The following is a 2,992-nucleotide window of genomic DNA, read 5'->3' as shown; positions in this document are numbered from 1 at the left end:
AGAGCTTGCAAACGCGTTTTCCCCAGCGGTCGCGGACGGCGGTTTCCTGCTCGGGGCGAGCGCCGCCGGATCGTTCGGAGCCGGCATGGGCCGCACGGTGGTGCCACTGCTCGCGGTCACCGGGCTGGGCGCGACACCGTTCGAGGTCGGCGTGCTCGTCGCCGCGCAGACCGTCGCCTTCGTGGTCATCGGCCTGCCGGCCGGTGCGATCGTGGACCGGCTCCGCAAGCGCCGGATGATGATCGCGATGGATCTGCTGCGGCTGAGCCTCGGCCTGACGCTGCTCGGGCTGTGGTTGGCCGGGCTGCTCGGCACCGGGCTGCTGATCGCCTTGGTCGCGCTGACCGGCTGCGCGAGCGTGTTCTTCGACGTCGCCGCCATGGCCTACCTGTCGGAACTGGTCGGCCGGGCCGGCCTCGGTCCGGCCAACGGCAGCCTGCAGGGCGTGTCGTCGGCGACCTCGGTGGGCGCCCCGGCCGCCGCGGGCGGGCTGGTGACGGTGATCGGCGCCGCGTTGACGGCGGCCGGCTCGGCGCTCGGCTACGCGATATCGGCGGTGCTGCTGTCCCGGATCCGGCACTGCGAACCCGGTACCGAGGCGCGGCCGTGGCGGCTGGTGCTGGCCGACACCCGGGACGGTCTGCGCTGGGCGGTGGGGTTGCGCACCGGGCGGGCGTTCACCCTGTGCACCACCGGGGTCAACCTGGCGCTCGCCGCCCGCGCCGCCGTTCTGGTGATCTTCCTGCTGGAGTTGGGGTTCGACCCGGTCGAGATCGGGATCGCCACCGCTGCCAGCGGAGCCGGCGGGGTGCTGGCGGCGGTCGGCCCGGCGCGCGGCGGCGCGCGCGGCTGCGCCCGGTTGCTGCTGTGGACCCAGGCGCCGGCGGTGCTCGTCCCGCTCGCCGCCGGATCCGGTGCGGCCGCGTTGCTGTTGGTGTGCCTGGGTATGGCCGTGTCCAGCTACGGCGCCACCCGGTACAACCTGGCCCAGCTCACCATGGGCCAGTTGGCCTGTCCGCCCGGGATGCTGGGCGCGGTGAGCGCGTCGAACCGGTTTCTGGTGTGGCTCACGTTGCCGGTCGGCGGGTTGATCGGCGGGACGCTGGCTACCTACCTGCCGGTCGCCGCGGTGCTCTGGGTGACGACGGCGGTTCAGCTCGCCTCGGCCCTGCCGTTGCTCCGCCGGCGCGAGCGGCAGGGGGGCGCCTGACCGGAACCGGTCACCGGGACAGCCGGTGTACGCATGGAAACGACCCTCCGTAGTCCGGGTGCGACTCCCTGTCCCTGTTGATCGAGGCTAACGGCTGTTGGTCCAGAATTGTCAATAGTGCGGTGACGCAACGGGTTTGGACTCCCCCGAACCGGGGAACCCCGCGCTTTGTTGTGCGCCGTTCAGCAGCGAGCGGAGGTTACGTTGAGCGAGAGCCCTGCCGATGACCCAGTCATCGCGCTCTTGATCGAGGGCGCACTGGATCTCGGTCGGGTCCGCCAGCACGTCCGGCTGTTCCTGGCCGGTGTCGAGGAACCCGCGGTGGCCGACGCGGTGTTGGTGACCGTGATGCTCGCCGGTGACGCCTACCGGTTCGGCGACCCGCCGATCACCCTGCGCCTGCGGCTGCTGGACTCCGGTGCCCGGCTGCGGATCGAGATCGACCATGATCCGGCGAACCGGTCCGGGTCGCGGATGGGTTCGCGGACCCGGATCCTCAACCGCATCACCACCGCCCGGGGCCAGGAGCGCCAGGGCGCCCACATGATCACCTGGGCCGAGTTGCCGCTGCGGGTCGGCACCGAGATGCTCGAGGCTCATCCGCGCGTTGTGTGACGTGCGTCACCTTTGGTCCAACGGTGTCACCGCGGGACCCCCGCCGCGATCCAGATAGCGTACCGAAGGCGGGCAAAATACTCCCGAAAGGGCGTGCGGTGACCGAGGCGTTCAACGAGGCGGCAGGCGCACCCAGCGACGCGGTGCTCATCAACGCGGTGCGCGGCGGTGACGCGGCGGCGTACGGCGTGCTCTACGAGCGGCATCTCGGCGCGGCCCGCCGGGCGGCCACCTCCCTGGCGCCGACCACCGCGGAGCGGGAGGACCTGGTCGCGGAGGCGTTCACCCGGGTCCTGCGGGTGATCCGCAACGGGCGCGGCCCGACCGAGGAGTTCCGTCCCTATCTGCTGGTCACCATGCGCAACGCCGCCATCAACGCGCACCGCGGCGGGGTGGAGGTCGCGCTCTACGGCGAGGTGCCCGAAGACCGGCGGCCCGCCGACCACGACGACCCGGTGGCCAGCCGGCTGCACGCCGAGGTGGCCGCCGAGGCCTTCGCCAGCCTGCCGGAGCGGTGGCGCACGGTGCTGTGGCACACCGAGGTCGAGGGCGACAGCCCGGCCGAGGTGGCGCCGCTGCTCGGCCTGACCCCGAACAGCGTCGCGGCACTGGCCTACCGGGCGCGGGAAGGGTTACGCCAGGCCTACCTGCAGCAGTACCTGCCGACCGTGGACCGGCGCGGCTGCCGCACGGTCGCCACCCAGTTGGCCGGCTGGGTGCGCCGTGGCATCGCCGCCCCGAAGCGCCGGCGGATCAGCGCCCATCTGGACGGCTGCGCGGAGTGCCGGGAACTCGCCGACCGGCTGTTGAAGATCAACAATGAGCTGCGCGTGATCATCGGCCCGGCCGTCCTCGGCGCGCCGCTCGCGCTGTCCTACCTCACCGCCTCCGCCGGATCGGCGGCCACCTCCGGCACCGCGGTGGCCACCGCGGCCGCCGCCCAGACCGGCGCCTCGACGGTGGGTTACCTGTCGACGGTGAAGGTGGTGGTCGCCGGCACCGCGCTGGCCACCGCGGCCGCCGTCACCACGGTCATGCCGCCTCCGGTGTCCGTGCCGGACCGTCCACCCGCGGCATCCGCGCCGGTCACCGGGCAGCCACGACCGGTGCGACCGCCCGGACAGTCCACTCCGGACAGTCCGACCGGGGGTGGCACCTCCGGTCCGA

General features: G+C 72.9%; 3 protein-coding genes. All 3 read left to right on the top strand.

The features are described from left to right. Window positions 1-1,210 (top strand): MFS transporter (locus tag VFO68_RS19200; protein WP_325159699.1); only part of this gene is annotated, 1,210 nt, incomplete at its 5' end. 204 nt (window positions 1,211-1,414) lie between these two features. Then, window positions 1,415-1,825: a hypothetical protein gene (locus VFO68_RS19195; RefSeq protein WP_325159698.1), complete on the top strand. Its 411-nt coding sequence runs from the start codon at window positions 1,415-1,417 to the stop codon at window positions 1,823-1,825. Window positions 1,826-1,923: 98 nt separating this feature from the next. Next, window positions 1,924-2,992: sigma-70 family RNA polymerase sigma factor (locus VFO68_RS19190; protein WP_325159697.1), on the top strand; the 1,069-nt coding region annotated here is incomplete at its 3' end.

The sequence above is a fragment of the Actinophytocola sp. genome, assembly GCF_035712165.1.
In the GTDB taxonomy this organism is placed as follows: domain Bacteria; phylum Actinomycetota; class Actinomycetes; order Mycobacteriales; family Pseudonocardiaceae; genus DASYTH01.
Note: the sequence above shows the minus strand (reverse complement) of the source record. Positions and strands in the feature narration are given on the sequence as shown.